At 36.9% G+C, this 23668-nt stretch carries 19 protein-coding genes and 1 tRNA gene; 9 read left to right on the top strand and 11 right to left on the bottom strand.

What is annotated here, in order from left to right:
- The first annotated feature begins 139 nt into the window (after positions 1-139).
- Positions 140-1645 (top strand): M28 family peptidase, encoded by a 1506-nt coding sequence (locus FORMB_RS00530; RefSeq protein ID WP_069675595.1) that lies wholly within the window; start codon positions 140-142, stop codon positions 1643-1645.
- A 63-nt stretch (positions 1646-1708) separates the two neighbouring features.
- Here the strand turns inward: FORMB_RS00530 and FORMB_RS00535 are convergent.
- The 3 genes from FORMB_RS00535 to FORMB_RS00545 form a co-directional block, all read right to left on the bottom strand.
- Positions 1709-1784: transfer RNA gene (locus FORMB_RS00535), tRNA-His, on the bottom strand.
- A 67-nt stretch (positions 1785-1851) separates the two neighbouring features.
- Positions 1852-2574 carry a bacillithiol biosynthesis deacetylase BshB1 gene (gene bshB1, locus FORMB_RS00540; protein WP_069675596.1) on the bottom strand — a complete coding sequence of 241 codons (723 nt, stop codon included), beginning with the start codon at positions 2572-2574 and terminating at the stop codon, positions 1852-1854.
- Positions 2575-2578: 4 nt separating this feature from the next.
- Positions 2579-3739, bottom strand: a complete 1161-nt coding sequence (locus FORMB_RS00545; protein WP_069675597.1) for a trans-sulfuration enzyme family protein — start codon at positions 3737-3739, stop codon at positions 2579-2581.
- An 829-nt stretch (positions 3740-4568) separates the two neighbouring features.
- On the opposite strand from FORMB_RS00545, the gene FORMB_RS00560 reads away from it, so the two are divergent.
- Both FORMB_RS00560 and FORMB_RS00565 read left to right on the top strand, forming a co-directional pair.
- The gene (locus tag FORMB_RS00560; protein ID WP_069675599.1) at positions 4569-5819 is read left to right on the top strand and encodes an ATP-binding protein; all 1251 of its coding nucleotides are present in this window, start codon (positions 4569-4571) and stop codon (positions 5817-5819) included.
- Between the two features lie 314 nt (positions 5820-6133).
- Entirely contained in the window at positions 6134-6793 is a 660-nt protein-coding gene (locus FORMB_RS00565; protein WP_069675600.1) for an HAD family hydrolase, read from the top strand.
- 2 nt (positions 6794-6795) lie between these two features.
- Here FORMB_RS00565 and ccsA read toward each other — a convergent pair whose 3' ends face one another.
- Positions 6796-9981 (bottom strand): cytochrome c biogenesis protein, encoded by a 3186-nt coding sequence (gene ccsA, locus FORMB_RS00570; protein ID WP_069675601.1) that lies wholly within the window; start codon positions 9979-9981, stop codon positions 6796-6798.
- Between the two features lie 152 nt (positions 9982-10133).
- On the opposite strand from ccsA, the gene FORMB_RS00575 reads away from it, so the two are divergent.
- From FORMB_RS00575 to FORMB_RS00585, 3 genes are read left to right on the top strand one after another with little or no spacing between them, the layout of a single operon-like run.
- Positions 10134-10904 (top strand): Rossmann-like and DUF2520 domain-containing protein, encoded by a 771-nt coding sequence (locus FORMB_RS00575; protein WP_069675602.1) that lies wholly within the window; start codon positions 10134-10136, stop codon positions 10902-10904.
- Positions 10885-11415 carry a KdsC family phosphatase gene (locus FORMB_RS00580; protein WP_069675603.1) on the top strand — a complete coding sequence of 177 codons (531 nt, stop codon included), beginning with the start codon at positions 10885-10887 and terminating at the stop codon, positions 11413-11415. Before FORMB_RS00575 ends, FORMB_RS00580 begins: the two co-directional genes overlap by 20 nt.
- Before the next feature lie 10 nt (positions 11416-11425).
- Complete coding sequence (locus FORMB_RS00585) at positions 11426-12007, top strand: Maf-like protein (protein ID WP_069675604.1); 582 nt, start codon at positions 11426-11428, stop codon at positions 12005-12007.
- Here FORMB_RS00585 and FORMB_RS00590 read toward each other — a convergent pair.
- The 3 genes from FORMB_RS00590 to pabB are packed head-to-tail and all read right to left on the bottom strand — an operon-like array spanning position 11993 to position 15576.
- A complete protein-coding gene (locus tag FORMB_RS00590) occupies positions 11993-12952 on the bottom strand; it encodes a YheT family hydrolase (protein ID WP_069675605.1) in 960 nt (319 codons plus the stop codon). The two genes, FORMB_RS00585 and FORMB_RS00590, sit on opposite strands and share 15 nt — an antisense overlap.
- The gene (tilS, locus tag FORMB_RS00595; protein WP_069675606.1) at positions 12939-14270 is read right to left on the bottom strand and encodes a tRNA lysidine(34) synthetase TilS; all 1332 of its coding nucleotides are present in this window, start codon (positions 14268-14270) and stop codon (positions 12939-12941) included. Before tilS ends, FORMB_RS00590 begins: the two co-directional genes overlap by 14 nt.
- A 16-nt stretch (positions 14271-14286) precedes the next feature.
- Positions 14287-15576 carry an aminodeoxychorismate synthase component I gene (gene pabB / locus FORMB_RS00600; RefSeq protein ID WP_069675607.1) on the bottom strand — a complete coding sequence of 430 codons (1290 nt, stop codon included), beginning with the start codon at positions 15574-15576 and terminating at the stop codon, positions 14287-14289.
- A gap of 93 nt (positions 15577-15669) precedes the next feature.
- On the opposite strand from pabB, the gene FORMB_RS00605 reads away from it, so the two are divergent.
- Positions 15670-17022 (top strand): DEAD/DEAH box helicase, encoded by a 1353-nt coding sequence (locus FORMB_RS00605; protein WP_069675608.1) that lies wholly within the window; start codon positions 15670-15672, stop codon positions 17020-17022.
- A gap of 3 nt (positions 17023-17025) precedes the next feature.
- Here the strand turns inward: FORMB_RS00605 and FORMB_RS00610 are convergent, their stop codons facing one another.
- The 3 genes from FORMB_RS00610 to FORMB_RS00620 all read right to left on the bottom strand — a co-directional run bounded on the left by FORMB_RS00610 (position 17026) and on the right by FORMB_RS00620 (position 19821).
- A complete protein-coding gene (locus tag FORMB_RS00610; protein WP_069675609.1) occupies positions 17026-17616 on the bottom strand; it encodes an RNA polymerase sigma factor in 591 nt (196 codons plus the stop codon).
- A gap of 279 nt (positions 17617-17895) precedes the next feature.
- Positions 17896-19296 (bottom strand): dihydrolipoyl dehydrogenase, encoded by a 1401-nt coding sequence (gene lpdA, locus FORMB_RS00615; protein WP_069675610.1) that lies wholly within the window; start codon positions 19294-19296, stop codon positions 17896-17898.
- 66 nt (positions 19297-19362) lie between these two features.
- Positions 19363-19821, bottom strand: coding sequence for an Lrp/AsnC family transcriptional regulator (locus tag FORMB_RS00620; protein ID WP_069675611.1), 459 nt, complete (start codon positions 19819-19821; stop codon positions 19363-19365).
- 159 nt (positions 19822-19980) lie between these two features.
- On the opposite strand from FORMB_RS00620, the gene FORMB_RS00625 reads away from it, so the two are divergent.
- Positions 19981-21183, top strand: a complete 1203-nt coding sequence (locus FORMB_RS00625; RefSeq protein ID WP_069675612.1) for an aminotransferase class I/II-fold pyridoxal phosphate-dependent enzyme — start codon at positions 19981-19983, stop codon at positions 21181-21183.
- On the opposite strand, the gene FORMB_RS00630 is transcribed toward FORMB_RS00625, so the two are convergent.
- Positions 21180-22202, bottom strand: a complete 1023-nt coding sequence (locus FORMB_RS00630; protein WP_069675613.1) for a metal-dependent hydrolase — start codon at positions 22200-22202, stop codon at positions 21180-21182. The two genes, FORMB_RS00625 and FORMB_RS00630, sit on opposite strands and share 4 nt — an antisense overlap.
- 285 nt (positions 22203-22487) lie before the next feature.
- Here FORMB_RS00630 and FORMB_RS00635 point away from each other — a divergent pair, with 285 nt between their 5' ends.
- Positions 22488-23369, top strand: a complete 882-nt coding sequence (locus tag FORMB_RS00635) for a hypothetical protein (RefSeq protein ID WP_069675614.1) — start codon at positions 22488-22490, stop codon at positions 23367-23369.
- The last annotated feature ends 299 nt before the right edge of the window (positions 23370-23668 follow it).

Consider the following 23668-nt stretch of genomic DNA (forward strand, 5'->3'; position numbering starts at 1 on the left):
ACACTTTAAAGTACTTTTAAGATGGAAGTTGCCATCATCAAAAACGGTTAAAAAGTATAAAAAATGCTAAAATCAATTAAATGTTACTATAATTTTTGTAATATCGTTGTATAAATATTCATTTCATTAATACAACTCTATGAAACTTAAAATCACGCTATTACTATTTATATTGATAGCAAACCAAAACATTGGTCAGGCTCAAAACCAAGAGACCTTTGCTTCTAGCATCACAGCAGAAGAATTAAAAGAAAAACTCTACACCTATGCTTCTGATGAATTTGAAGGGAGAGAAACAGGGACCAAAGGACAAAAAATAGCTATAGAGTATCTAAAGAATAGCTATACAAATCTAGGAATCGCTGCAGCCAAGGCTGATGGAGATTATTTTCAAAATGTGCCTTTAGTATTGGTAGAAACTCCAAAAGTATCTATAAATATAGATGAGACTTCATTTGAATATTATCAAGATTTTATAAGCATTACCGATGCAAAATCAAGCGTCATCAACGCAAGTGATATTGTTGTGGTTGGTTATGGAATTAAAGATGCACTTTATAATGACTATAAAGACATGGATGTGACCAATAAAATTGTAGTGGCTATTGCAGGCGAACCAAAAAATGAAGATGGCACCTATCTTATGAGTGGTACTGATGAAATTTCTAAGTGGTCTAATGGACGTCAAGCAATGCGATCAAAACAAAATACCGCCAAAGAATTGGGAGCTAAAGCCTTCTTTCTGATTAACGATGCGATGTTTAAACGCTATGCAAACTATTACCAAGCACGTGACGAACGTGGAGGTGAAAGTAATTTGGCCTTAGATGTCAACGAAGAACCCATGTATGGCTTCCTAGTGAGCGAAGCAATGGGTGCCGTTTTATTAAAAACGAACACAATTGAAATCGATTTTAAACAAGTCAGTGAACCTATTATTTCTGAGAATGTCGCCGCCATGATTAAAGGAAGCGAAAAACCTGATGAATACATCATTCTTTCTGCGCATTTAGACCATGTTGGCATGCACGACGGCGAAGTTTTTAACGGAGCGGATGATGATGGCTCTGGTACGGTTGCTATTTTGGAAATCGCTGAAGCTTTTAAAGCAGCTCAAGAAAAAGGTCAAGGACCTAAGCGTTCTGTGATATTCTTACATGTGACAGGCGAAGAAAAAGGATTGTTAGGTTCACAGTATTATACGGATTACGATCCAATTGTGCCTTTAGCGCAGACTGTTTCCAACTTAAACATTGACATGATTGGACGTACCGACCCCAAAAGAACCGAAGGAAAACGCAATTATATCTACCTTATTGGAAGTGATAAGTTAAGTACCGATCTTCACAACCTATCTGAGGAAATGAATACAAAATACACCAATATTGAATTGGACTATACTTATAATGACGAGAACGATCCCAATCGTTTTTATTACCGATCGGATCATTATAATTTTGCTAAAAACAACATTCCGATTATATTTTATTTTAATGGAACCCATGCCGATTACCACAAGGCAACAGATACACCAGATAAGATTGAATACGATTTATTAGAGAACAGAACGCGCTTGGTGTTTCATACGGCTTGGGAATTGGCCAATAGAGAAGACGCCGTTAGAGTTGATAAGGCTGTGGAGTAAAACAAACCAAAATTAAGTGTACAAAAAAAGCTTCTCTAAAATTTAGAGAAGCTTTTGCTTTTTGGGTGGAAGACCGGGTTCGAACCGGCGACCCCTGGTACCACAAACCAGTGCTCTAACCAGCTGAGCTACAACCACCGTTTGGCATTCAAATAATGCGTTGCAAATGTATAGTATTTAGTATTTTATACAAACCTTTTTTTATATTATTTTAAGTCAAATAACGAATCTATTGCTGGAAGGCGTTCTACATTAAATCCTTCGGCATAGTCCACCCCTACCAAACGACCGAGATCGGCGGCTCTGTAACGGATACTATCTACAAAGTTTTTTGAAGAAATTGGTGTTTCAGGAGCCTGACTCTTAGGGTCATAGAATTGGGTTGCATAGGCTAAAACTGAAGCCATTTTCTGTTCAATTTGCGAACTAATATCCACGACAAAATCAGGTTGAAGGGTTTTCCATTGTATATAATGGTAAACAGATTTTGGACGCCAAGGCGCTTGTAAATCCTTTTTTCCATCAGAATGGGTCTCAATTTTCACCAATCCGCTTAAAAAACAAGCATCACTGACGAGCTGACTTGCCTTTCCGTGGTCTGTATGGCGGTCATCAACAGCATTGCACAACACAATTTCGGGACGGTATTGACGTATTGTTTTTATGATTTCTAGTTGGTGGGCTTTATCATTCATTATAAATCCATCCGAAAAATTCAGGTTTTCTCTAAACGACACGCCTAATATCTCAGCCGCATTGGCAGCTTCCACCTTTCGAGTCTCGGCAGTGCCCCTTGTTCCTAACTCCCCTTTTGAGAGATCTATAATCCCAACGGTTTTTCCGTTTTGAATTTCTTTAAAAATTGTACCGCCACAGCTCAATTCTACATCGTCCGGATGGGCACCAAAAGCAAGGATATCAATTTTCATAAAGTTATTTTTTAGGATTGCTCGCAGAAATGGCCTGCTCTATATCTTCAATTAAATCTTTCTTAGTTTCAATGCCTACAGAAAAACGAATCAATTGATCCGTAATACCTTGTGTCGCACGATCAAATTCAGAGAGTAATGCATGGGAAGTTTTTGATGGCAATAACATGGTGCTTTCCACGCCTGCCAAACTCATAGAAGGTTTGATGAGTGTCAAGGCTTCTAAGAATTTTTCAGCATCGTACTTATCTGTAAGTTCAAAAGAAAGCATAGCGCCATACCCTTTCATCTGAATTTTAGCCAAGCTGTGATACTCATTGGATTTTAGTCCGGGATAATAGACTGTTTTTACAGCGGAATGTTTTTCTAAAAATTTAGCCAAACGTTTCGCATTGCGTTGTTGTGCTTTCACACGAATGCCCAAGGTTTTCATACTTCTTTCGAGCAACCAAACGGTATAATCACTCAGGTTCCCTCCAAAATCTTTTGCTAGACTCCAGATTTTATCCATAATTTCTTGAGAGGAAGCCACCGCACCAGCACTAATGTCGCTGTGTCCTCCAAAGTATTTAGTAGCACTGTGCATCACAATATCAATCCCTAAATCAATCGGATTTTGAATGATTGGAGACGCAAATGTATTGTCTGCAGCTGTAATGATCTTATGATTTTTAGCCAATTTCGCAATCGCAAATATATCCACTAACTTCATGAGTGGATTGGAAGGCGTTTCTATATAAATTAATTTGGTATTCGATTGAATACAATCTTCAAATGCCTTGTAAGATAAATCTTTCGTAAAGCTATATTCTATGCCGTAATTCGCGAAATGCGACTCTATAAAATTACGCGTTCCCCCATAAATATCATTTTGAATCACTGCATGGTCTCCCGATTTTAAAAAGGTTAAAAGAGTTGCAGAAATTGCTGCCATTCCAGAACCAAAAATCAAGGCTGCTTCCGCATGTTCTAAAGCCGCAATTTTTTTTGATAGATGTTCTTGGTTTGGCGTATTAAAATATCGTGGATAGCGCTTGGTATCAACATCCATAAAATTAAAAGACGTTGACATATACAGTGGCGACACACTCCCTTGAAAGGTTTTGTCTTCGATGGACCCTGAATGGGTGCAAATAGTGTTTAAACCTAGTTTTTTAGAGCTCATAAGGATTGATTAAGGGTCTTATTATTTTTTTCCAATATCGTTAAATTGTTTTATTAAAACAACAGCCCATATCACAACGCATACAGATACAAAAATAGAAAATGAGAGGACGATGGAGTTAGCGGTCAAGACGGAAGAGTTTAAAGAATATCATTAAACCTAGAAGCATTGGTGCCCAGATCCCTACAAAAATACCATGTAACTCATCGCCTGTCATAAACAAGTATTCGGAAACACAGATAATGATTGCACACAAGCCGAGCAATAACATATTAGTGAGTCCAAGTTTTTTTAAAAAATTCATTGGTGTCATTTATTTAAATCTAATGTATAAAAAATTTGTTATTTATTCTCTGTTTATTTCTAAAATCTAATGAGTTCAATTTGAAATTCTAGATTGTTCGATTAAAATTCGCATGATTTTTTTATTATCTCAAAAAATTCTGTAAATTTGAGCATGGATGCCCCCAAATCTAAATCTTCAATACGCAATTTAACCGAAGTTTTAGATATTATTTTATTGAAATAGGTTTTATAAACTACCACGCCAAAGCGTGGCAGTAGCACGAATTTATAAGCATGTGCGTAATAAACCTCTTGCAAAAATAAAAAATACTATGAATGCAATTATAGACAATCAACACGTTGATAAACAGTATATTAAGAATATAATAAACTGAAAACGTATAAAAGAAATAAACGCACGTTCCTTGAGTCTATCGAAAGGAGTGCGTATATATACTAGTTATGCATCACTCGAAAAACGAAGCGTAAATTATCAAAACCTGCAAGATATGAATGTTTTGATAATTATTTATATCTTTGCTTTATGAAAAAATTAGTATATAGACAAGAATACATTGACAAACTACAGGCTTACAGAGATAAGGATATAATCAAAGTAGTTACGGGTTTACGTCGTTCTGGAAAATCTACACTATTTGAATTGTACCGAAATGACTTAATTGAACTTGGTGTAAGTCAAGAACAGACACAGTTATATAATTTTGAATTACCCGAGAACTTTCTTAATAAAACGTGGGAAACCATATATTTTGACATAAAATCAAAATTAAAAGAAGATAAAAATAATTATATATTCCTTGATGAAGTTCAAAATATTCCAAATTTTGAGAAGTTAGTTGATGGGCTATATGTTAATGAAAATGTCGATGTGTACATAACAGGTTCAAATGCATATTTACTTTCAAGCGAATTGGCAACCTTATTAAGCGGCAGGTATATTGAAATTTCGATATTGCCATTTTCATTTTCGGAATACTTGAAAATTAGGGAGATTGATTATAGTAATAAGTATCTAAATTACGAGGCTTTATTTTTTGATTTCATTAATGAAACCTCATTGCCTAAAGGGGTTGAATTGCGAGATGAAGGTTATGACAAAATATACGAATATCTTGAAGCTGTATACACTACAATTATTGAAAAAGACATCACACAAAGACATAAGATTAATGATAAACGAGCTTTTAATAATGTTATAAGATTTGTAGCCTCAAATATTGGAAATCAAGTATCGCCCAGTAGTATATCAAAAGCATTAAAAGCTGATAATCAAAGTGTACATCATGCAACAGTCGAGAAGTTTATCAATTATTTAGTACATAGTTTTGTTTTTTACTGTGTGCATCGTTTTGATATTAAAGGGAAGAAACAACTTGCAACACAGGAAAAATACTACCTTGTTGACTTAGGTCTTTTAAATGTCTTAGTAGGTCGAGATAGAACGTCAGATAAAGGACATATTCTTGAAAACATTGTATATCTTGAATTGCTAAGAAGAGGCTACAAAATATGGACTGGGACTTTGCGTAATGCAGAAGTAGATTTTATTGCAAAGAATCGAAATGGCGATATTGAATATTACCAAGTTGCGTGGGAGGTTTCTAATCCTGAGACTGAGAAACGTGAATTTGCATCTTTAGAAAAGGTTAAAGATAATTATCCAAAGTATTTGCTTTCAACAGAATCTTTTCCGCAGAATCGAAATGGTATTGTCCATAAGAATGTTTTTGAATGGTTATTAAAGAATGAGAATTCAGAAAGAGCGAATGCATAATACCACCTAAACGTAATGTGGGGAGAGTGCTGGATGAGTAGGTATTGCAAGAAATAGTGCCGCCATATCTTTGATTTGTTTTAGAAACGAGTAAATTTAAAAACAAAGTAAAACATTTGGCTATGTGGTAAACTGAGAGAGATTGTTCTATTTTCTCCCAACACTACGCTTAGCCTAACCGTTAACACTACAATTAAATCGTTTTTACTTTTCTCTTTTGCTACAAACAGTTTTATAAAGTACCAATGTTTTATTATCCGTTTATTTCTAAAATCTAATTGGCTCTATTTATTATCTTCGTAAAAAAAATAAGGATGTTAAAAGCAGTACTTTTTGATATGGATGGCGTCATTGTAGATACCGAACCATTACACCATAAAGCTTATAAAATGATGTTTGATGATGTGGGAATCGATGTGTCTGAAACGATGTACCGAAGTTTTACGGGACAGTCCACAAGAGGCATCTGTGAGTTTCTTTGCAAGCACTTTGATTTAACGCTACTACCGATTGTTTTAGAAAAAGGCAAACGGGCGTATTTTACGAAATTATTTTTTGAAGATCCAGATTTGCAACTGCTTGAGGGTGTCGAAGATCTGATCAAAGATTACCATGCCAACGGATTAACGTTAGTAGTTGCTTCCTCGGCGTCTATGTTTACCATCAATAATGTGATGAAACGTTTTAAGTTGGATCTCTATTTTAAAGACAAGTTGAGCGGTGCCGATTTAAAAGCGTCCAAGCCACATCCCGAAATATTTAGTAATGCTGCCAAAGCTGCTGGGGTCTCTTCTTCAGAGTGTTTTGTGATTGAAGACTCTACCAATGGAATCATTGCCGCAAAAGACGCCAACATCTTTTGTATAGCTTACAAAAGCGCAAATTCTAAAGATCAGGACTATACCAGAGCCGATATGCTAGTATCAGATTACAATGACATTAAATTCGATAAAATTAAATCTATTTTTGACTAGCTTTATTTCTTGAAATATTTCAAGTGTTTTCGGTAGGCAAACACAGCGATGATCGTGATTACAATAAGTGAGGTTACGATATACGTAACGCTAATTTCTTGATCGTCTTTTGCGTAGGAATGCAATCCGGCAAGGTAAAAATTCACTCCAAAATACGTCATCATAATACTTCCAAAGGCTAAAACAGAAGCCAGACTAAATCCAAAACGACTTCGCAATCCAGGAATCAAACGCATGTGAATCACAAACGCATAAATCATAATACTGATCAGTGCCCACGTTTCTTTGGGGTCCCAACCCCAATAGCGTCCCCAACTTTCATTGGCCCACATACCCCCTAAGAAATTTCCAATGGTAAGCATTACCAATCCAACGGTCAACGCCATCTCATTAATAATGGTCAATTCCTTGATGTTTAACGCCATCTTTTCCTTGTTTTTCGAAGTCGTTAGAATCATCAATAAGAGTGTGATTAACCCTAAAATCATCCCTAATGTTAAGGGACCATAACTTCCTACAATGATGGCCACGTGAATCATTAACCAATAACTGTCTAAGACGGGCTGCAGGTTTCCGATGGAAGGATCCATCCAATTCCAGTGTGCAATCATCAAAATCATAGCGGTCACAAAAGCGGTGGATGCAAAGGTCAAATCGCTTTTAACTCCTAACATCACTCCAAAAGCCATCGTAGCCCAAGCCACATAAATCATAGATTCATAGGCGTCACTCCAAGGGGCATGACCAGAAATATACCAACGCACAATAAGCCCAGCAGTATGCAGTGCAAACAATCCTAAAATAGCGTATTTAAAAACTTTAACAGAGACGTTTATGTACTTACTGCGGTCTTTAAAAATCTGAACAATCAACAATAAAAACATCAAAACACCTGCATACATATAATACTCGAATAGTTTTTTGAAAATATCATAGCGGTTGTATAGAATTTCGGTTGCAATTTTATCTTCAGAAATCGTGGTATCACCCCCAAATTTTATTTGCGTTTTCTTAATCGCATCTAATAATTGTTGGCTTTTAGAAAAATCCGTTTTTAAAACCTTGTCATTTTGTAAGGTGGCCATATACGCCATAAACCCTGTTTTGATGAAATTGCCATAAAGAGAATCTTGTAGCTGGTAGGCGCCTTCTCTAAACTCATTTGAAGAGACCCATTTATTGTTTTCATCGTCTGGAATTGGAAATAAACGCAAGCCGCTTCCATCTAGAGTATTAAATAATAAACTCACACGTTGATCTGTATCTTTAAATATTTTTTGAATGGCTGTAGGCACCTGCGCACTGTAAGCTTCATCCAAATAAGGTCCTAATTTATAATTTAATTTAGGGTCTAAAAAGTCCACCAAAGCCGCATATTTAGCAGTTTTTTCTAAGCCCAAAATGGTCCGAATGGTATCTGCCTTTTTAGCTTTTAAGAAAATAATTGGAACATTGTACCAGAGTTGTGGACTTTCTTGCATTGATAAAAACACTTGATTGGCATCAAAATCTTTATATACATCTTTTTTGCTCAGTTTCCGAAGCAATTCTGAAGCATAAGTGTTTACGGGTTTCATCCGTCCATCCGTATCTTGAATGACCAAATGCCCAAACCGATCTGCCTGACTAACTGGTGTGATATTCAGTTTTAAAATGGAATCTAATTGTATGGTGCTCGGACGTAAATTTTCATGATCCGATCCGTGCGACGTTTGTGCAACCCCATTAAAGGACATTAGAAACAAAACTAGCATCGCTAATTTCGATTTCTTTTTCTTGATTTTATCGAGTTGATTGCGCAAGGATTCCATACGTGCATGTTTTGATAACAAGATCGCCATCAAACCAAAATACAATAAATAGTAGCCCAAATAGGTAAACCAAGTCCCCCAATAATCATGATTGACAGATAAAATGGTTCCTTTTTCATCCGGATCAAAACTGGCTTGAAAAAACTTATAACCACGGTGGTCCAAAATATTGTTCATATAAATGTGAAAATCGAAATCTTCTTCTTGAGCCTCCAAAACAGTGACTTTACTTTCAAAAGAGGCATAGCTTTTTTCGGTACCGGGATAGCGTTCCGCTATAAAATCATTGAGTTTAATTTCAAAAGGAAGGTCTAAAAGCTTCGATCCATATTTAAAATTAAATTCCAAACCGCCCACTTCAATATCTTTAAACGGATTGTTAGAGCCCTTCCCTCCTAGCAATTTCAAAATTTTGGTGCTGCCATTAGCCGATATTTTCAAGGCAATACCATCTTCGTCCCCTTTAAGCAATCTCGATTTTTTTACGACATCAAACGCACCTTTGACCACCGGTTTTGGAAACACAATCGCTTGATTTCCGATAATATAACGCGAGCGCAATGCGAGTGGCTGAATACTGTCTTTTACCAAACGCCCTTGAACTCTAGTCGCCATGGTCATATATTCTCCTTCATAAGGAGATTGTATGGTCAATTCCGTTTCTGAATAGGTAATATTAATCGCGCCGTCTGTGGGTTTATTAAGCGCATACAACACATTGTGAATGCTGCTCACTTGTCCCAATTTCAGAAAGTGGTTGTGCGGGGCACCATCGCCCGCTTCTACAATTTTCAGGTAGTATTCGCCATCATCAGTGGGGACAATGTCTTCTTCTGCACCTCCAATAAAATCAACCAATTCAATGGTAATAGGCGTTGTATCGTAAGAAGTTTTAAGAATGTATTTATTTGTAAGGCGAGGAGAAAAATCGACTTCATCTTCATGAACACGACGCTGAAGCTGCCCGTTGATTTCAAAATCACCATCAATATACGTTGTTAAATATGTTTTTTGAGATAAAAATGTACTTTCAGTCGCTCCTTCTCTGATGGACATCATGCCCTCAAATCCGTGGTAACGTGTCAAAAATGCTCCAAACAAAATAAATATAAACGATAAATGAAGTGTTAGCGTTGCCCATTTTTCTTTTCTCAACAGTCGGTATCTAAAAATATTTCCTGCAAAATTGATGATAAACACCACCATGATCGCTTCAAACCAAAGCGCATTGTAAATCAATGTTCGGGAGTACGGGGTTGGAGAGGTACTTTGCCCCTGATCCATAAACGTTCCTACCGCCATGGAAATGGCAAAAACGATGAATAATGTCCCTGTTAAGCGGGTAGAAAAAAGTATATTTGTTAGTTTTTTTAGCATCCTAAATTGGCTCGTTTTATTGAGTTGCAAAGGTACTTATATTAATAGAAAAAGTCATTTATGTTTATCGGTTTTAACAGTAATTTAAATAAAAAATTGGCATTGGGTTCTTTAAACTTTCAAATGACCGATTACTTGTTTATTTTAGCTAAATGATATCTGTCGTAATTTTAGGAGCTGGAAATGTAGGAACGCACTTGGTCAAGGCAATTCAAACCGCAGAAAACTTGAGTTTGGTTCAATGGTATTGTCGAGATCCGAAAGGAGTCAAGTCACCGATCAAAGACGTTGAATTGTGTCATGATTTAGAGCATTTAAAACTAGCGGATGTGTACATCATTGCCGTGAGTGATAAAGCCGTTTCCGATCTGTCCAAACAACTCCCTTTTGAAAATCGGTTGGTGGTTCATACTTCTGGAAGTGTGGCGATGAAACAGTTAGACATGAAACTCCGAAGAGGTGTTTTTTACCCGCTTCAAACATTTTCGTTGACTTCAGAAGTCGCGTTTTCAGACGTTCCATTCTGCATTGAAACAATGGAAAAAGAAGATTCAAAATTTCTTAAAAACTTAGCCATTGAAATGGGAAGTCCATCTTATATGATCAATACCGAGCAACGTCAAGCTTTGCATTTATCGGCGGTGTTTATCAATAATTTCTCCAATCAATTGTATCGAATTGCACACGAGTTGTCCGATTTTAAAAGTATTAATTTTGATGTTTTAAAACCGTTAATTTTAGAGACTGCCAAAAAAGTACAATACATATCTCCTTACGCTGCACAAACGGGGCCTGCAAAACGCAACGACCGCGTGACCATTAATCAACATTTGAGAACTTTAGAAAGCCACCCCGAATACCAATCAATTTATGAGCAACTTACACAATCAATAAAAAATACACATGGATTCAAAAAGTTATAAAGAATACTTAAAAGATATTAAGGCGTTTATTTTTGATGTCGATGGCGTCCTCACCGATTCCTCGGTCTTAGTGACTTCCGAAGGTGAAATGCTTCGTAAGATGAGTACTAGAGATGGATTTGCCTTAAAAACGGCGGTCGATGCTGGCTTTTTAGTTTGCATTATTTCAGGTGGAAAAAACGAAGGAGTTCGCAAACGCCTGGAAGGCTTGGGTGTTCAAGAAATTAGTTTAGGAGCGCATGATAAGGTTGTGCATCTCAAGGAATTGTTTGACAAGCATCAATTGAAAGCCGAAAACGCAGTCTATATGGGTGATGATATTCCAGACATTCCACCGATGAAACTCGTTGGACTTCCTACCTGTCCGCAAGATGCAGTTCCAGAAGTGAAAGCAGTATCAAAATACATCTCACATAAAAATGGGGGCGATGGATCAGCTCGTGATATTATTGAACAAGTTCTGAAAGTACAAGGCCAATGGATGAAAGCATTTGATGCTCGATATGATTAATCTATAAACTATGCTCGCAGACCTTTTAAAATCTAAACACATCATCTTAGCCTCTTCATCCCCTAGAAGACAGGAATTGATCAAAGGACTCGGACTGGATTTTGAAATCCGAATCAAATCAGTAAAAGAAGAATACCCTCACAGGCTTCGACATTTTGAAATATCTGATTATTTGGCGCAACTTAAATCAATGCCGTTTTTAGAGGAATTGAACCCGAATGACATTCTTATTACAAGTGATACCATTGTGTGGTTTGACAATCAAGCCCTCGGAAAACCAAAAGACAACAACGATGCTTTTGAAATGCTAAAAATATTAAGTGGTCGTACACATGAGGTGATTACGTCGGTATGTTTTAAATCTACAGTATCACAAAAAACCATCAATTCGATTACCAAAGTGACGTTTAAAGAACTGAGCGACGCCGAAATATGGTATTATATCGATAATTTTAAAGTGCTTGATAAAGCGGGGGCTTACGGCATTCAAGATTGGATTGGACAGATTGGGGTTACTAAAATTGAAGGTTCCTATTTTAATGTAATGGGCTTTCCAATGGATAAAATTTACAAGACCTTACTTAGTTTCTAAAAAGAATTCTAACGCACGCGTTTCATTATAATAATACCCATTCCGACTGATAAACCCAACGTGTCCACCACGATTGGGCGTTTCTAAATACACATTTGGATTCTTTTCAGCTTCCTCAAATGGGAAACAGGCTTCCGATAAAAACGAATCGTTTAGCGCATTTAAAATCAAGACAGGTGTTTTGATGGCATTCAAAAACTGCAAACTGCTGCATTTTTTATAATAGTCTTGTGCGTTTTCAAATCCATGTGCTCGAGAGGTATAGACTTCATCAAAATCGTTGAGTGTTTTGATGCTTCTAATTTTGGCTTTAGTAATCGCTTCCGGAAATTGCTTTTGTTTTAACTTCAAACGTTGGATCAATCCCCATTTGAAATTGATATGGTAAGGTAAGTTTTTTAAGGCGTGTAAGGCTTTCGCCGACCCTGATAAATCGCAAGGCACAGACACTGCCATTGCTGCTTTGACTTGCGGCGGAACAACCGTTCCATCACCTAAATATTTCAACAAAATATTCCCCCCAAGACTGATGCCTTTTAGGAAAATAGAGTCGTATTTATCCAGTGAGATTACATGTTGAATAAGATCCTCTATATCGTCTGTTTTACCTGAATGGTAGCTTGTATAATACTTATTTAATTCGCCACTACAACAGCGGAAATTAACACAAATCGCATCGATATTTTGTTCATTAAAGTGCAATGCGGCTCCTGTGATATAGGGGCGTTGTCCATGTCCTTCCAAACCATGAAATAGGATAATCACCGATTTTGAGGGCGTTGGACTGTAACTCCAATCCAAATCAATAAAGTCATCATCCCTTAAAGTGATGCGTTCTCTAAATTGCTTGATTTTCAAACGCCGTATCAGCCCCGAATAGACGGTAGCTATAAATCCACTTCGAAACCCGAAATGCGCTTTGAAATTACTTTTAACTATAGGCATTGCGTTCGATTGATAGTTTTAAAATTTTAGGGCTCTTTTCGGTTGCTAAAAAACGTTGGTCTGCACGCCTGCCAACAATCCAAACAACTGCATCGCCACTATACATGACGAGAGTGTTTTCTTTATCTATTAAAGAGAATTTTTCATCTTTAAAATACTTACTTAATTTCTTTTTTCCGCTCATGCCAGAGGGATAAAAATAATCTCCCGACTTCCAGTGACTCAATCGTAAAGGGAATTCTAAGGATTCAAAATCCAAATACAAAACGTCTTTAGAAGATGACCCGATAGAAGTGGTGATTTCTAACTTTAAATCAAACGGTTGGTCTGGAATAGAAATATTTGTTTCTGTGGCCTCAATTAAAATTGACACTTCCGAAAATGAGTTCAGTTTACTTAAAATTAATTGTGATCTGTTTTTTAGTAAACGATGGGTAGAAGACGTAATCTGTTTTCCAGACTGCGCCTCTAAAAGTGCTGTGATTTGTGACCAATCGGAGAAATTATACGTTTTTAACAACTGGTATAAATACGCTTTAGGATTGTTTAAGGATTGGAGTTGGTCTATATTATAGACAATTTGATTTTCATCAATGGATTCAATCACCTTGTCCTCTATTTCTAACATATAATCTTCCAAAATGGATTGTGTATCCTTCAAATGATTTTGAGTGGTTTGAAAACTTTCAATAAAGGAAGGGTTCAAGTCTTTCAAAAGTGGAATGATGGTATGGCGTAAATTATTACGCAGATATTTTGTGCTTTTATTTGAGCTATCCTCACGCCAAGAAATCTTTTCTTGAACTGCAAAATCATGAATCTGATCTCTCGATAATTCTAACAATGGACGTACTACAGACCCGTTAATTTCAGGAATCCCCATCAGTCCTTCCAATCCCGTACCACGAGATAAGTTGATGAGAACGGTTTCTAAATTATCATCGGCATGGTGAGCGGTTAAAACATATTCAAACTCATGTTGCTTTTGCAGAGAATCAAACCATTCATAGCGCAATTGACGTGCTGCCATTTGGATGGATTGCTTACTAGTCTGTGCAAACGCTTCAGTATCAAAATGAGTAGTGAAAACTTCTAAATTATGAGTTTTTGAAAAGTCTTTAATAAAGCGTTCATCGGCATCACTTTCATCAGCTCTTAACTTAAAGTTACAATGTGCCAACGCAATATTTAAACCTGAATTCACACATAAATCAGTCAATACCATACTGTCCAATCCCCCTGAAACTGCGAGCAACAAAGGAGCTTCTTTTAAAAAAGAAAATCGGTTTTGTAAAAGATGTTGAAAGACTTTTAACATGTGACAAAACTACAAATTAATTCTCCAAAACACTACGCATTGCTTTGGCTTTCACAAGACATTCGTCATACTCCTTTTCTGGAGTACTTTTTGAGGTGATGGCACTCCCAACAGAAAATGAAATATACGACTTGGAAGCGTTGTACAAGATACTTCGAATCACCACATTAAAATCAAAATCTCCTTCAGGAGTAAAGTATCCAACCGCACCAGAATAAAGCCCCCTCTTGGTGTCTTCAAGCGCCTCTATAATTTTCATTGCTGAAATTTTTGGAGCCCCAGTCATGCTACCCATTGGGAATGTGGCTGCAATAATATCCACCGCAGAAATGGTTGGCAATGCCTTTGCTTGAACCGTTGAAATCATGTGGTGAACTTGTTTAAAACTATGTATTTGACAGAGTTCCGAAACGTTGACCGTTCCTTTTTGAGCGATTTTAGACAGGTCATTCCGTACTAAATCAACAATCATAATGTTTTCACTGCGTTCTTTTGGGTCGCTTTCTAAAGTTGTTTTTAAGTTCGCATCTTCTTCTGCATGCTCAGACCGCTTGGTAGTCCCTTTGATGGGCTGAGAGGTAATGTCTAGCCCCACCTTTTTTAGATACCGTTCTGGGGAAGAGGATAATAAAAATTTATCTCCATTTTTAAGAAAGGTTGCAAAGGGTGCTTCTGCAATTTTATTCAATTTAAAATACGTTTCTAAAGGATTCAAATCTGCATGCGCATAAAATTCTTGACAAAAATTAGCTTCATAAACATCGCCTCTGTGGATGTGAGACAATAGTGTACTTACCTTATTAATATAGTATTTTTTTGAAATACGAGATTCAATTTGAATGTCATTTGTATGGGATGGATCGTTTTGTAATGAAAACGTTTCAATCGATTCTAAATCGGTATCCACCTCACCAGAAACATAATTTAAATACTTAATTGTTAATGTATTGTCTTTAAATAAAAATAATTTTTTAGGTTGAAAAAAACAAAGGTCTGGGAAATCGAGCCCATCAAAATTTTGAGACTTTAGAGGTTCGGTATCATTTTTTAAATCATATGAAAGATATCCGAAAATCCAATCGTTGGTGATGGATTGGTATTCTTTTAATTTTTTAAAACCATTGTCAGAATCGGTCTGAATGCCTGTAAAAGCATCTACCGCTAAGATACAATCATAGCTGCTATGGGGTTGTAAGGACTGGTTAGAATCTAGCCAAACAATGTCTTCAAATTGTTGAGCCCAAGCTAATAACTGAGTTTTAAATCCTTCTACCGAACGGAGTGTAATTTCTTTATGGTCTCGCAATGATTGTTTATTTTCAATACAAAGTTAATCAGTTCTAAATAATAAATCGTCACTTTACAAGAATACCTTACCTTTGCCACAAAATTAGTTCCAATGTTATCTTTCGAAGACTTTAAATTAACCACTCCCTTAAGCAATGCGCTTCAGGATTTAGGATTTATTGAACCCACTCCCATTCAGGAGGCGGCTTTCAGTGTCATCTGTGCAGGAAAAGATGTGGTTGGAATTGCTCAAACGGGAACGGGAAAAACATTGGCTTACTCCTTGCCTTTGGTGAGAAACCTCACCTATTCGACTCAAGAGAACCCACGTGTTTTGATTTTAGTACCTACACGTGAACTTGTAGTCCAGGTGGTAGACTCCTTAACGGATCTAAACGTTTATACGAATAACCGTGTTTTGGGCGTTTATGGCGGCACCAATATCAACACTCAAAAACAACAAATAGCAGCCGGAATTGACATTCTTGTGGCCACTCCTGGACGCTTGTATGACTTGGCATTGAGTCGGGTACTACAACTTAAAAGCATACAAAAACTGGTGATTGATGAAGTGGATGTCATGCTCGATTTAGGGTTTAGACACCAATTGATTAACATTTTTGACTTGCTACCAGAACGCCGTCAGAATATTATGTTTTCGGCAACGATGACCACAGATGTGGATGCTTTGATTACCGATTTTTTCATCAATCCGGAGCGTATTTCAGTCGCACTTTCTGGGACACCTCTAGAGAATATCATGCAGTTTCGTTACGATGTTCCCAATTATTATACAAAGGTAAATTTGATTCGGTTCTTAATGGAAGAACGCGATGTGTTTTACCGCGTCCTCATTTTTGTTTCCAACAAACGTATGGCGGACCGTCTGTTTGAATCCCTTGAAGAAGTCTTTAATGACGACTGTTGTGTGATTCACTCCAACAAAACCCAGAATTACCGTTTGCGAAGTATTGAACAATTTAGAGAGGGTTTCAATAGAATTTTAGTGGCTACAGATGTCATGGCACGTGGATTGGATATTGACGATGTATCGCATGTGATCAATTTTGACACTCCTGAGTATCCCGAAAATTATATGCACCGTATTGGTCGAACAGGACGTGCGAAACGAAAAGGAACGAGTATTCTACTTTCAAAAGTTGATGAGACCGATTCTAAAGATGCGATTGAAGCTTTAATGCAAATGAACATTGAAACGTTAGACATTCCTGAAGTGGTCGAAATTTCAAAAGAACTCATTGAAGAAGAGCGTCCACAAATTAATGAGCCTTACAATCCTCACAAACAAAGAGATGAAGATGCGCCAGGGCCGGCTTTCCACGATAAAAAAGAAAAAAATACAAAGGAAAATTTAGGAGGTTCTTATAAATTTATTATTGCTAAGAAATACAAAAAACCACAAACAAGAGGCGATAAAAATTATAACAAACGGAATAAGAAATAAGGGTTAAAGCAATGCTTGAAAATACACAACATTGTAAACGCCCAAGAGTTTTTCTTTGGCACGTTTCAATCTCATTTTGATGGCACTTTCTCCTGCGTTATGAAGCTCCATGAGGTCCTTAATACTTTTAAAATCTTGGTACTTCAACATTAAAATTTGCTTGTCTTCAAAAGGGATTAGCTCCAATGCTTCACTCAATTTTTCTAACTTTAACAACTGATCCAAATCCTCTTCAGTTGCCTGTGCTATGACCTCATCACACATTTGTTCAATGTTTGAAGCATTTTTTTCAAATTTTTTAAACTTATTTCGATGGTAATAATTCACACAATGATTATACGTAAAGGAGTATAACCAAGTAGAAAATTTAGAAGCGCCCCGAAAACTGTGAATTTTAACCACTAATTTCAGAAAAATATCTTGACAAATATCTTCGGCTTCTTGATTGTTTTTTGAAAAACTCAAACATTTATTAAATACCATTAAGACGTAGCGTTCGTACAAAACCTTAAATAGCAAAGGATCTTGCGAGCTTACAATTAGCTCTACTAACAACTCATCTGTTAGTTTGTATGGTAAATAAGAATCATTCAAAGTTAGATTTGTGTATTATCATTGATGCCTTAAAAATGTCACCAACCTGTTATTAATAATCTTGTTTAACTATTTCATAAAAAGATTAGTCAAAATACTGCTAATCAACTAGTTAAATATAATGAAAATTAATAACTATAAGACCTTGAAACTAAAAATATTAAAATAAAAGCAAAAAGAGGCTGTCTGAAAAGTCTTTTTCCTGTCAAGCTGAATTTATTTCAGAATGACCGTTTTATTTACTTTTCGGACAGCCTCGGGTACTAAATTTTATTTTCTTTAGATATGCAAGGCACGGTCTTCAGTAGCAGCAAGGGCTGCTTCTTTGATGGCTTCTGCAAATGTTGGATGTGCGTGTGACATTCTAGAGATATCCTCGGCAGACGCTCTGAATTCCATCGCCACTACGGCTTCTGCAATTAAATCGGCACAACGGGCACCAATCATGTGAACTCCTAAAACTTCGTCCGTAGTTTGGTCGGCTAAGATTTTAACAAATCCATCCAAATCCATACTGGCACGGCTACGTCCCAAAGCACGCATTGGAAATTGCCCTGTTTTATAAGCGATCCCTTGCTCCTTCAATTGTTCTTCTGTTTTTCCAACAGAAGCTACTTCTGGCCATGTGTAAACGACCCCAGGGATTAAGTTGTAATCAATGTGTGGTTTTTGACCCGCAATTGTTTCCGCGACAAATACCCCTTCTTCTTCAGCTTTGTGTGCCAACATGGCGCCTTTGACCACATCGCCAATCGCATAAATATTAGACGCAGAGGTTTGTAAGTGTCCATTGACTTCTACCTGTCCACGATCGGTGAGCTTCACCCCTGCAGATTCTGCATTTAAACCTGCGGTGAATGGGCTTCTTCCCACAGATACCAAACAGTAGTCGCCTTTAAATTCTACCAGCTCTCCTTTTTTGTTTTCTGCTTTTACAGTCACTTCATTTCCGTTGCGCTCAACTTGCGTGACTTTGTGAGAAACATTAATCTTAAATTTTTGTTTTCTAAATACTTTATTTAATTCTTTAGACAGTCCAGAATCCATGGTTGGAATGATGCGGTCCATATATTCTATGACTGTCACATCTGATCCAAGACGTTTGTAAACTTGTCCGAGTTCCAATCCAATCACACCACCACCAATAATGATTAAGTGTTTTGGAATTTCTTTTAATTTCAACGCCTCAGTAGAGGTTATGATGCGTTCTTTATCGACCGTTGCAAATGGCAAAGTCGTTGGCTTACTTCCTGTTGCAATGATGCTATGCTTCGCTTCGATTTCTTCATTGGTATCACCAGTAATGGTGATATGAGTCGCATCTTTAAAAGCCCCCATTCCATGATAGACATCAATTTTATTTTTGGTCATTAGAAAATCTATTCCCCCAGTGGTTTGATCGACAACTGCTTGTTTCCGACCAATCATTTTTTCGAGGTTGACTTTGATCTCGCCTGGGATTTCAATGCCGTGTGCTTCAAAATGCTTTACTGCATCTTCGTAATGGTGCGAAGAATCCAACAATGCTTTACTTGGAATACAGCCTACGTTTAAACAAGTGCCTCCCAAAGTTGCATATTTTTCAATAATCGCAGTTTTCATTCCTAACTGTGCGCAACGGATGGCAGCGACATAGCCGCCAGGCCCAGATCCTATGATAGCAACATCATATGATTTCATAATAGATTGTTTTTAAATTTAATACAAAAATACAAACATATATTCAATGGAAGAATAATTTGATGTCTAAATATTGACGGCCGTGGTATGTTTTACTTCTGAAATCACAAACATACTATTGTTACTGCCTATATGATCTATATTTGTGAGTTTACTCACCATAAATTCCCGAAAAGACTCCATATCTTCGACATGTACTTTAAGCAAATAATCATAATCACCACTCAAGTGGTAAGCTTCCAATACCTCATCAATCGTAGCCACTTCTTTTTCAAATTGACGCACCAGTTCTTGAGAATATTTTACCAGTTTTATATGGCAAAAAGCGACAAATGCCTTGCCAACACTTTGCTTGTTAAGCAAAGCAACATATTTATCAATGACCCCCGCTTTTTCAAGTTTTTTGATGCGCTCATAAACAGCCGTCACGGACATGTCTAGCTTGGATGCCAGTTCTTTATTGGTTTGTTTGGCATCTTTTTGAAGAAAGTTCAGCAATTGTGTATCTATGGAATCTAATTTCATTTTGGATAAATTTCTGGTTAAAAATAGTTTAGATCAAAAATATAAATTAATTATCTATATTTAGACTACTAATTAGTTTTATTTATTGAAAATGAATATAGTTGTTGTTTTTAATTCTAAATAGCTTCAAATTTGGGAAAACATTTAAACTAACTAACCATGGCTTTTAAACCCGCAGACAACATACAAGACTTACAATATTTTGGAGAATTTGGAGGAGTCAATCCATCCATTTCAGATGCGACGACCTTTACTTTCGTCTCTGCCAAAACAATGTCAGACACTTTTGAAGGCAATACCGAAGGTTGTCATTTATATGCACGTCACACCACTCCTTCTAATCTATATTTAAGCGAAGCCCTCGCCGCTTTGGAAGGCACTGAAACCGCCAATGTCTTTGGGTCTGGAATGGGTGCCATTACAGCAGTGCTTATGCAACTCTGTGGCGCAGGCGACCACGTGGTGTCGAGCCGTACAATTTATGGAGGGACGTATGCGTTTCTAAAAAACTTTGCACCCAAACTAAACATTCAAACGAGTTTTGTGGACATTACCAAGCTAGACGTTGTGGAAGCGTCCATCACTCCACAAACCAAAGTCCTTTATTGCGAATCTGTAAGCAATCCCCTTTTGGAGGTGGCTGATATTATAGGGTTGGCAGCACTGGCTAAAAAATACAATTTACAATTGGTAGTCGATAATACGTTTTCGCCTTTGTCAATTTCACCAAACAAATTGGGGGCGGATATTGTCATTCACAGTTTAACCAAGTTTATCAATGGAACGTCTGATACCATTGGTGGTGTGGTCTGTGGCACCCAAGAAATGATTGACAGTTTGAGAAGTTTGATCGATGGTGCTGCCATGTTATTTGGTTCTACAATGGACAGCCGTCCTGCGTCATCCATTTTAAAAAATCTTAGAACACTTCATATCCGAATGAAACAACACAGTATGAATGCGCAGTATTTGGCTGAAAAGTTTCAGAGTGATGGCATCACAACGGTTTACCCCGGACTGGAGTCGCATCCCTCTCATAAAATTTATAAACAGATGATGAATGCCGAATACGGATTTGGAGGCATGATGACGATTGATGCTGGAAGTTTAGAGAAAGCCAATGCGCTCATGGAACTCATGCAAAAAGAAAACTTAGGATATTTGGCGGTGAGTTTAGGATTTTATAAAACCTTGTTTAGTGCACCAGGCAGTTCTACTTCTTCGGAAATTCCAGAAGATGAACAAAAAGAAATGGGACTTGGTGAAGGCCTGATTCGTTTTTCTATTGGATTGGATAACGATATTGAACGGACGTACCAACTGATGAAAGGCTGTATGAAAACGGTAGGGATTTTATCTTAAATCCCTTTTATACGGGTCCAAAAAGCTTCAAAAGCGTCTTCACTCAGATCGGAGGCGTAAAATGGTGCGGCTTCCCAGCGGTCGTTTGTTTTGGTAATGGTGAATTTAAAAATAGAGGAGTTTGGATCGTTTTCATCCATCAATGGGTAGCGTAAATCTTTAAATAAAAAGGTATCTGGTGTGCCGGTTTCGTTTAAGTTATAATAACCACCACTAAACCACGCAAGGGTTTTTAAATCTTTGGGCATTCCTTCAATCAACTCATGGTTTTTAGGGAGTTTGTGCCATTTACTTATGGTGGCTTCTGTATCTAAAATCGAGTAAAATCCCACATAATAGGCATCGGCAGTTTCGGCAATGCCATACCATAAAATATTATTCAATATGGTGGGCTGGGTTTGAAAACGCAAATAATCAATTTGTTGCTGTTCCAACGCCTGTTTATACACCCCATGTACGTGGTTCTTATTCACGAGGGTCAAAATCATGTACAGAGAACTGATCCCCAAGCCTATCTTTAGAAACAAGCGACGTTTGGCTGAAGAGCGTTTGAAACACATCATCACAATTAAGGCAATTAAAAAAGGAAGTGTGTATAGTGGGTCGGCAACGGCAATATTATTAAACGCGACTCTGTAATCTGAAAAAGGCGCAAACAGTTGTGTACCATAAGCGGTAAACGAATCTAAAATAGGGTGGGTAAAAATAGACGCAAAAAACAGCCACATCCATTGGTTTTGAGTGGTCATGCCAAAACGTTTTCCACGGTTATAAATCCAAAATACCAGCATTCCAAACCCAACGGCCGCCAGAATGGCAAAGAGAAATGAGTGCATAAACCCCCGATGAAACGCCATCGCATCGATTTCGTTGTTGAAAAGCCATTTTCCGACAAACACATCCAAATCGGGAATGGTGCCACCAATCGCTCCAAAAAGCAAGGCACGGTTGCCAATTTTCTTTCCGAGAACGGCTTCGCCACAAGCGGCACCTAATACAATTTGAGTGATTGAATCCATAGAGCCGCAAAAATACAATTATTTAAAAGTGTATCGATTTTTTTTATATATTTATCCAGAATTTAAGCCCCAACGCTTTTCTTCACAACCGATTTTTCTTTTTTGTATTTGATTGTAGTGCTAAGAACCTCTTTAATAGAGTCTGTTTTGGGAATCTGCATTTTGAGGGGATATTTAAATACTAAGTAAATGGCTCAAGGTCGAGAGGCTTTGTGCAGCAATGGAGTCATTCCATTTAAAGGCACAACTTTGTAAAATAAACATTAACACTTAAATACAAATATTATGAAAAAAATAATTTTACTTTTTATTATCGCAACATGTTCATCTTATGCTCAAGATGTTGATTTAGCAAATTCTGTTGATTACATAAGAATTCAAAAAAATGGTGAATCTGGGTTTTCTAGAGCTTTTGGACTGAATTCTTCTAATCATATGTATATCGGTAGTGTTGAAAAAACTATTGGAAATATTTATTTTTTTAACAAAGGAACTAATCATTTAATGACTATAAAACCTGACGGAAATGTTGGGATTGGCACAACAAACCCTTCAGCTAAATTAGATATAACAGGTATCAGTACTGACCTACCAATATTGAAGTTAAGAAACTCTAAATGGGCTTGTAACCAAAGAACCTCTATTGAATTTTGGAATGGGGGATTAAAAAATTATCCGACAAGTAGAATCGTATCAAAAATGGATGGATGTGGTACACAAGGAGAAGCTCTTCTTTTTGAAACCCAAACTGCAGGAGAGACTAATCCTACAGTGAAAATGACTCTAAAAAACAATGGAAATGTTGGTATTGGCACAAAAAATCCATCAGAAAAACTCACCGTAAAAGGGAAGATTTTATGTGGAGAAGTAGAGGTTGTTATGGAAAGTACCATACCAGCGGATTATGTATTCCAAAAATATTACACAGGCACATCTGCATTAAAAGCAGACTACGTAATGCCTAGTTTAGAAGAAGTCGAAGCCTTTACAAAAGCCAACCACCACTTGCCAGAAGTCCCAAGCGCAGCCACTATTAAAGAAGAAGGTTTACAACTTAAAGAAATGACCACCTTACTACTACAAAAAGTAGAAGAGCTAACGCTTTATACCATTGAACAAGAAAAACGTATAAAATCTCTTGAAGCAAAATTGGTTGAGAAAAACTAAGTTGAAATCCCATTTTACTCGTAACACAAAAGGCTGATGAACTTCTATTAGTCAGCCTTTTATTTTTTTTTAAACACCTACTATGTAGCACATTGCTTGAGTCGTATGGCTTAGGGTAGATTTCTAGTGGCTATTAGTAACTAAAAAATATATTATTATGAAGTATTTACAATGCATAATATTTCTACTTGTTTTTTTTACATCGAGTAGTATAATTTCCCAATCCCAGCTAGCGCGAACATCTTTTGCTCGTGCCGGATAAGAGAAAAGAAAACTTAAAAAGAAATAATTGAGTAAGA

This window comes from Formosa sp. Hel1_33_131 (assembly GCF_001735745.1).
Classification (GTDB): domain Bacteria; phylum Bacteroidota; class Bacteroidia; order Flavobacteriales; family Flavobacteriaceae; genus Hel1-33-131.

Excerpts from the sequence above, each read along its gene's own strand:
- FORMB_RS00585 (WP_069675604.1), top strand. The coding sequence starts at position 11,426 with ATGCTCGCAGACCTTTTAAAATCTAAACACATCATCTTAGCCTCTTCA.
- FORMB_RS00625 (WP_069675612.1), top strand. The coding sequence starts at position 19,981 with ATGGCTTTTAAACCCGCAGACAACATACAAGACTTACAATATTTTGGA.
- ccsA (WP_069675601.1), bottom strand. The coding sequence starts at position 9,981 with ATGCTAAAAAAACTAACAAATATACTTTTTTCTACCCGCTTAACAGGG.
- bshB1 (WP_069675596.1), bottom strand. The coding sequence starts at position 2,574 with ATGAAAATTGATATCCTTGCTTTTGGTGCCCATCCGGACGATGTAGAA.
- FORMB_RS00565 (WP_069675600.1), top strand. The coding sequence starts at position 6,134 with ATGTTAAAAGCAGTACTTTTTGATATGGATGGCGTCATTGTAGATACC.
- FORMB_RS00630 (WP_069675613.1), bottom strand. The coding sequence starts at position 22,202 with ATGGATTCAATCACTCAAATTGTATTAGGTGCCGCTTGTGGCGAAGCC.
- FORMB_RS00530 (WP_069675595.1), top strand. The coding sequence starts at position 140 with ATGAAACTTAAAATCACGCTATTACTATTTATATTGATAGCAAACCAA.
- FORMB_RS00635 (WP_069675614.1), top strand. The coding sequence starts at position 22,488 with ATGAAAAAAATAATTTTACTTTTTATTATCGCAACATGTTCATCTTAT.
- FORMB_RS00545 (WP_069675597.1), bottom strand. The coding sequence starts at position 3,739 with ATGAGCTCTAAAAAACTAGGTTTAAACACTATTTGCACCCATTCAGGG.
- FORMB_RS00580 (WP_069675603.1), top strand. The coding sequence starts at position 10,885 with ATGGATTCAAAAAGTTATAAAGAATACTTAAAAGATATTAAGGCGTTT.
- FORMB_RS00560 (WP_069675599.1), top strand. The coding sequence starts at position 4,569 with ATGAAAAAATTAGTATATAGACAAGAATACATTGACAAACTACAGGCT.
- FORMB_RS00620 (WP_069675611.1), bottom strand. The coding sequence starts at position 19,821 with ATGAAATTAGATTCCATAGATACACAATTGCTGAACTTTCTTCAAAAA.
- FORMB_RS00590 (WP_069675605.1), bottom strand. The coding sequence starts at position 12,952 with ATGCCTATAGTTAAAAGTAATTTCAAAGCGCATTTCGGGTTTCGAAGT.
- lpdA (WP_069675610.1), bottom strand. The coding sequence starts at position 19,296 with ATGAAATCATATGATGTTGCTATCATAGGATCTGGGCCTGGCGGCTAT.
- FORMB_RS00575 (WP_069675602.1), top strand. The coding sequence starts at position 10,134 with ATGATATCTGTCGTAATTTTAGGAGCTGGAAATGTAGGAACGCACTTG.
- tilS (WP_069675606.1), bottom strand. The coding sequence starts at position 14,270 with ATGTTAAAAGTCTTTCAACATCTTTTACAAAACCGATTTTCTTTTTTA.
- FORMB_RS00605 (WP_069675608.1), top strand. The coding sequence starts at position 15,670 with ATGTTATCTTTCGAAGACTTTAAATTAACCACTCCCTTAAGCAATGCG.